The 6255-nt window shown below is 63.1% G+C and carries 7 protein-coding genes; 5 read left to right on the top strand and 2 right to left on the bottom strand.

The annotated features are described in order from the left end of the window. Positions 1-53: 53 nt before the first annotated feature. Positions 54-1325, top strand: coding sequence for an IS256 family transposase (locus tag BV908_RS21600; protein WP_047350851.1), 1272 nt, complete (start codon positions 54-56; stop codon positions 1323-1325). A gap of 105 nt (positions 1326-1430) precedes the next feature. Here BV908_RS21600 and BV908_RS21595 read toward each other — a convergent pair whose 3' ends face one another. Continuing rightward, complete coding sequence (locus BV908_RS21595) at positions 1431-2603, bottom strand: hypothetical protein (protein WP_103739178.1); 1173 nt, start codon at positions 2601-2603, stop codon at positions 1431-1433. Positions 2604-2706: 103 nt separating this feature from the next. On the opposite strand from BV908_RS21595, the gene BV908_RS21590 reads away from it, so the two are divergent. Continuing rightward, positions 2707-2997 carry a helix-turn-helix transcriptional regulator gene (locus tag BV908_RS21590; protein ID WP_103739177.1) on the top strand — a complete coding sequence of 97 codons (291 nt, stop codon included), beginning with the start codon at positions 2707-2709 and terminating at the stop codon, positions 2995-2997. Here BV908_RS21590 and BV908_RS21585 read toward each other — a convergent pair. Next, positions 2988-3893 carry a hypothetical protein gene (locus tag BV908_RS21585; protein WP_146052316.1) on the bottom strand — a complete coding sequence of 302 codons (906 nt, stop codon included), beginning with the start codon at positions 3891-3893 and terminating at the stop codon, positions 2988-2990. The two genes, BV908_RS21590 and BV908_RS21585, sit on opposite strands and share 10 nt — an antisense overlap. A gap of 21 nt (positions 3894-3914) precedes the next feature. Here BV908_RS21585 and BV908_RS21580 point away from each other — a divergent pair, with 21 nt between their 5' ends. From BV908_RS21580 to BV908_RS21570, 3 genes are all read left to right on the top strand, one after another. Next, on the top strand, positions 3915-4253 hold the full coding sequence (locus BV908_RS21580; RefSeq protein ID WP_015912731.1) for a transposase: 339 nt from the start codon (positions 3915-3917) through the stop codon (positions 4251-4253). Next, positions 4250-4582 (top strand): IS66 family insertion sequence element accessory protein TnpB, encoded by a 333-nt coding sequence (gene tnpB / locus BV908_RS21575; RefSeq protein ID WP_015912732.1) that lies wholly within the window; start codon positions 4250-4252, stop codon positions 4580-4582. Before BV908_RS21580 ends, tnpB begins: the two co-directional genes overlap by 4 nt. Positions 4583-4662: 80 nt before the next feature. Next, a complete protein-coding gene (locus BV908_RS21570; RefSeq protein ID WP_015913892.1) occupies positions 4663-6216 on the top strand; it encodes an IS66 family transposase in 1554 nt (517 codons plus the stop codon). Positions 6217-6255 lie beyond the last annotated feature (39 nt).

Below are 6255 nucleotides of genomic sequence, written 5' to 3'. Positions count from 1 at the left end.
GAGCTTGTCAGAAATTTTGTGTGTGAGGCATAGCATGTCGACAAGGAGCATGAATGCCACGCAAGACCAAACCCACCGCTTTGGCGGACCAGGCGGCACAGCCGCAATTTCACATCCCGGCCGAGCTGCTTGACCAGTTGGTGACCGGGCCCATGACGCCGGGCCAAGTCCAAGGGCTGTTCGATCAGTTCAAGAAGTCAATTCTTGAGCGGGCGCTGGGCGCCGAGATGAGTCATCACCTAGGCTATGCGCCCGGCCAAGCCAAGCCCACAGGCGGATCAGCCAACCACCGCAACGGCAAGAGCACCAAGACCGTACTGACCGATGTGGGGGCGCTGCGCATCGATGTCCCACGCGATCGCGAAGGCAGCTTCGAGCCGCAGCTCATTGGCAAGCACGAGCGGCGCTTTACGGGTTTCGACGACAAGATCATCGCCATGTACGCACGCGGCATGACGGTGCGCGAGATCCAGGGTTTCCTGGCTGAGATGTACTCGGTGGACGTCTCGCCCGAGCTCATCAGCCGTGTCACCGATGAGGTGATGGGCGAGGTCACGGCCTGGCAGACACGGCCGCTGGAGGCGATGTACCCGGTGGTGTTCTTCGATGCGCTGCGGGTCAAGATTCGCGAGGATGCGGTGGTGCGCTCCAAGGCCGTCTACCTGGCGCTGGGCGTACTGCCTGACGGCTCGCGCGACATCCTGGGAATCTGGATCGAGAACACCGAGGGGGCGAAGTTCTGGATGAAGGTCTTCAACGATCTGAAGACGCGCGGGGTGCAGGACATCCTGATTGCCGTCACCGACGGCCTCAAGGGCATGCCAGAGGCGCTGGGCGCAGTGTTCCCGGCGACGACGCTGCAGACCTGCATCGTGCACCTGATCCGGGGTGGCCTGGACTTTGCGTCATGGAAAGACCGCAAGGCGCTGGCCGCAGCCATCAAACCCATCTACACCGCGGTGAGCGCCGAGGCGGCCGAGGCCGAGTTGGATGCGTTTGCGGCCGGCCCCTGGGGGCAGCGGTTCCCGACCGTGGTCAGCGCCTGGCGCCGGGCCTGGGACAAGGTCATCCCGTTCTTCGCCTTCCCGCCCGAGGTGCGGCGCGTGATCTACACCACCAACGCCATCGAGAGCGTGAACGCACGGCTGCGCAAGATCATCAAAACGCGCGGCCACTTCCCCAGCGACGAGGCGGCCACCAAGCTGATCTGGCTGGCGCTGCGCAACATCACCGCGGACTGGGGGCGGGCGGCCAACCACTGGAAATCAGCGATGAACCAATTTGCGATCCTCTACGAGGACCGATTTACCAGATCGGGCCAGTAAGATCACCAAGCCGCCTCACGATTGAGTGACGGATTCAACAGCCTCACACACAGAAATCCTGACACTCCCGCGATTTAGCAAGGGATTGGTACATAAGCCTTGCTCTCATTGGTTGCGCATGGCTGCGATCAATTCCGCGGCCACAGCCCGAAGGTTGTTGCGCGTCACGTCGATGGACTTCCCGTCAATCTTGGCCGACACGGGAATCATCACTTTTACGCTTGGATCGCCGCCCGGCATACGGTCAGCTTGTGTGAAGACTTGCACCGTGCGCTTCGGGCTCTTGACCTCAAAGCCCTCCTTGCTGAGCAGACCCGCCGAGAGGTAGCGTATTTGTGCCCCATTGCGCTGCGCTGCTTGGACAAAGTTGCAGAACAGCTCGGGTGAGTTCAGTTCCATCACGATGTAGTTCGCCTTCCAACTGACTGGGAAGCCTGCTTTGACGGCCTGATCCCCACATGCTGCAATCTGCGTTCTCTCGCGCAACTCCGTCACTGTCTTGCTGGCCGCTACGAAGGCTTCATCGTTGTTCGGCAACTGCAAAGCCTGTAGCTGTCCAGAGAGTTTCTGCTGCTGCGCTTCGAGTTCCTTGAGCTGGCCTTCGGCCGGGTTGCTGGTTGCGCCAAGCTGTTTGGCCCGGTCGGCAAATGCATCCAACGCCTTGTACAAGGACGGCACCGCTGCGGCCTGCCGCTCCAGCATGGCGACAGTCGCCGCCGATGTCAGGCCAACCTGCTGGCACATACGGGCAAACTGCACGGCTTGGCCGTAGCTTTCCGCCGTGGCATAACCGATGCCGCCGCTGAGGGTGTCGCAGGTCTTGGTGGCACGGCCGGTCGGACCGTAGACGATGGTGATCGTCTTGGGCATTCCCTTGCCGTCCAAGGTGACGACCTGCTTGAGGTCGGATTGCTGCACCGTCGAGCCGATCTGGTCACGGGTCTTTTCCTGCTGGACACGGTCGGCGTTTTCCGCAATGAACTGCTTGGCTGCGGGATACACACGGCTGACGCCATCCATGTGTTCTGCCCGGCGCAGGGATTCCGGGCCAGCACCGCTATGGCTGCATTCCTCGCTCTTGCGCCGGACCTGTTCTAGGTGCTCGGGTGTCCAGTCGCGCACTTTGACGCCCATGACCGCGCCATTGAGGTCGGCTCCGCGCAGGGCGTTCAACTGCTCCCACTGCACAGGGCACGACAGGCGCAGTTCAGCATGGGCAGGCACTACCGCGCAGACCGTCAGCAGCGTGGCTGCTACTGAGGCAAATTTTGAACTCATGACTCCTCCTCAAAAACACTATAAGTTTGGTTAATTCATGAGCATATCAAACCAAACTGATAGTTTGTGGATTCATAGAATGTGAACTGAAAGACTACCCGGCATGACCCGGGTAATCGTCAACAAGCCGCAACCGCTCGAAGCTCGCTTCGCGCTGGAGCGCGACCGGGTGCAGGCTGCGTTTGGCTCTCGGCTGCGGGAATTCCGTGTAGCGAAGCAACTGACGCTGGAAATGTTGGCGGATCGTGCCGATCTGCACGCCAACTATGTGGGTGCTGTGGAGCGCGGTGAGCGCAACTTGAGCCTGTACAACGTATGGCGCATCGCACACGGCCTTGGGATTGCCCCCGCCGATCTGATGCAGGCATTGCCCGAGCGTAAGATTCAGGCGTAGCTGTCTTCGACCAGACGCTCCTCACGGAGAAAGCAAGCTACTTCCTCGATCAAACCAGCAGGCACACCGGCCACCGAGACTGTGCATTGCAGCGCCAGCAGTCTCCGACACAATGCTGGGTGCTGCTGGAACCGCGCCAGCAGCACCGCCTTCATGATCCGCCGATACTCAATGCTGGCCGGTTGACTTCGCCACTCCCGCGCCAAAGGCCACGGCCAATCGCGAGGATGCGCTGTCCGCCAGTACCGCCCATCCAGAACAAAGGGGTACGCACTGGCGGGATGTAGCCAGCCGAACTCATCAGTTGGGCAGGTCAGGTTGACCGTTTCGATGCGGTGCAAGTCACCAATCGGGGAGAACTCGATGGCACCATCCAGATCACGCCGATAGATCAGTTGGAACCAGCCCGCGCCACCAACTCGCAGTTGAATCGCTCCGACGCCCCCATCTTCGGCCAGGCGTTGCAGGAGCATGAGCGGTGGCTCAGGCCCCAGCAGCCCATGCAACCGCAGGTCTTTGGTGCTCATCGTCAGACCGCATGATCCAACCGGGAGCACCAGACCAGCATCCTCGGCAGGCACAACGCTGACGCGATAGCCCAAGGACAACAACCCGTTGCCGCAAAACGCTGCAATGGTAGTACCCCGTTCCGCGTGGGCATACCGAAGCGGTGAGGAGCAAATCAACGCCAGATCACCGAAGTGCAGCGCCATAGCCCCCGCAAGCAGGCTGCTCCCAGCCAAACCGACTGGATTTCCAGCCACTCGCCACGGATCAACCAGTTCGATCTTGCGCAGTTCTCGAAAAAGCAGATCGGCGAATGGTTCAGCCAAGCGTAAGCGCACGGTCATCCCACCCTTGAGGGCGGCGGCGTAAGCGGCAACGATGGTGTCCACCAAACCAGATAGGTGGACACCATGACCGAAGCCCAGAACAAGACCCGTCGGCGCCACAGCGCCGAGCTCAAGCAGCAGATCCTGGCCGAGTGCGCCCAGCCCGGTGCATCGGTGGCCAGCGTGGCGCTCTCGCACGGCATCAACGCCAACGTCGTGCACAAATGGCGCCGACTGGCCCATGCCCCCAGCACAGATATGCAAGTTCCCACCTTCGTGCCGGTGACGCTGCCTGCGCCCAGCTGTGCGCCGGCCCCAGACATCCGCATCGAGTTGCGCCGTGGCGCTACCAGCATCTCGCTGACCTGGCCGGTCTGCGCGGCCGAGCACTGCGCGGCCTGGATGCGGGACCTGCTCAAGTGATCCGCATCGACGCCCTGTGGCTGGCTACCGAGCCGCTGGACATGCGTGCCGGCACAGACACCGCGCTGGCCCGTGTGGTGGCCGTCTTCGGTGCTGCGCGTCCGCATCACGCCTACCTGTTTGCCAACCGGAGAGCCAGCCGCATGAAGGTGTTGGTGCACGACGGCATTGGGGTGTGGCTGGCGGCGCGGCGCCTGAACAGCGGCAAGTTCGTCTGGCCGCGTGACGGTGCGTTGACCACCACGCTCAGCCGCTCGCAGTTCGACGCTCTGGTGCTCGGGTTGCCTTGGCAGCGCCTGGGCGATGGTGGCCTCATCACCGTGCTCTGAATCTGATCGCTGACATGCGGCCTGCCAATCGGTGCATGTGCCAATGGCGTGGCGTTACCGGCGCTGGCACAGTCATGCCCATGGTCGTAGAGCCGCAATCCCTGGATAGTCTGAGTCCCGAGCAATTGCGCTCGGCGCTGCTGTCCATGCTGCAAGCCGCTGCTGCCAAGGACCAGGAGCTTGCCTTCAAGCAGACCCTCATCGACAAGCTCACGCACGAGAACGCGCTCTTGAAGCGCATGAAGTTCGCCGCCCAATCAGAGCGCTTCAGCCCTGAGCAGAAGAGCCTGCTCGACGACGAGATCGAAGCGGACCTGGCGGCCGTGGCCAGCGAGATCGACGCGCTGGCGCAGACGCAAGCACCGGCCACCCCCGAGAAGAGACAGGCCAAGCGGATGCCCTTGCCGGCGCACCTGCCACGCCGCGAGATCCGCCACGAACCCACGTCCACCACGTGCGCGTGTGGCTGCCAGATGAAACGCGTGGGCGAGGACGTGGCCGAGAAGCTGGACTATGTGCCCGGCGTCTTCAGTGTCGAGCGCCACATCCGCGGCAAGTGGGCCTGCGCCCGGTGCGAGACCATTCAACAAGCGCCGGTCGAGGCGCACGTCATCGACAAAGGTATCCCCACCACCGGCCTGCTGGCCCAGGTGCTGGTGGGCAAGTACGCCGATCACCTGCCGCTGTACCGGCAGGAGGCGATCTTCGGCCGCGCTGGCCTGGCCATCCCTCGCTCGACCCTGGCGCAGTGGGTGGGCACCTGCGGGGTGCGGCTGCAGCCGCTGGTCGATGCCCTGAAGACCGAGATCCTCAGCCACCGGGTGCTACACGCCGATGAGACGCCGGTGGCCATGCTCAAGCCCGGCGATGGCAAGACGCACCGCGCCTACCTCTGGGCCTATGCGCCGGGGGCCTTCGAGAGCATCAAGGCTGTGGTCTACGACTTCTGCGAATCCCGCTCGGGCGAACACGCCCGGCGCTTCCTGGGCCACGGCACCGACAAGGCCTGGAAGGGCTGCCTGACCTGCGACGACTTCAGCGGCTACAAGGCCTTGATCGCCAGCGGCGTGACCGAGGTGGGCTGTCTGGCCCATGCCCGGCGCAAGTTCTTCGACCTGCACGCGGCCAACCAGAGCCAGATCGCCGAGTTCGCCCTGCAGCAGTTCGCCCGGGTCTATGAGATCGAGCGGGACGTCAAAGAGCTGGACACCGAGCAACGGCAAGCCGTTCGGCAGCAGCAGACCCGGCCGATCCTGGACGCTCTTAACGAGTGGATGACGCTGCAACGGCGCCAGGTGCCCGACGGATCAGCAACCGCCAAGGCGCTGGACTACAGCCTGCGGCGCTGGGATGCGCTGACCCGATTCGTGGATGACGGACAACTGCCGGTCGACAACAACTGGATCGAGAACCAGATCCGGCCCATTGCCATCGGTCGTAACAACTGGCTGTTTGCCGGCAGCCTGCGTGCGGGCCAGCGAGCGGCCGCCGTCATGAGCCTGATCCAGTCGGCCCGTATGAACGGGCACGACCCGTATGCCTACCTCAAGGACGTGCTCACGCGACTGCCCACGCACAAGGCCAGCCGCATCGTCGAGCTCCTGCCACACCGCTGGAAACCCGCCGACGCCTGATCACCGGCCTCGGTAGGCCTGGGTTTGCCGGACGCTTAC

Origin of the sequence: Diaphorobacter sp. LR2014-1 (assembly GCF_002916785.1) — a bacterium.
Classification (GTDB): Bacteria; Pseudomonadota; Gammaproteobacteria; order Burkholderiales; family Burkholderiaceae_C; genus Diaphorobacter; species Diaphorobacter nitroreducens.
The sequence above is the reverse complement of the archived record's forward strand: the minus strand, read 5'-3'. Positions and strand labels throughout refer to the sequence as shown.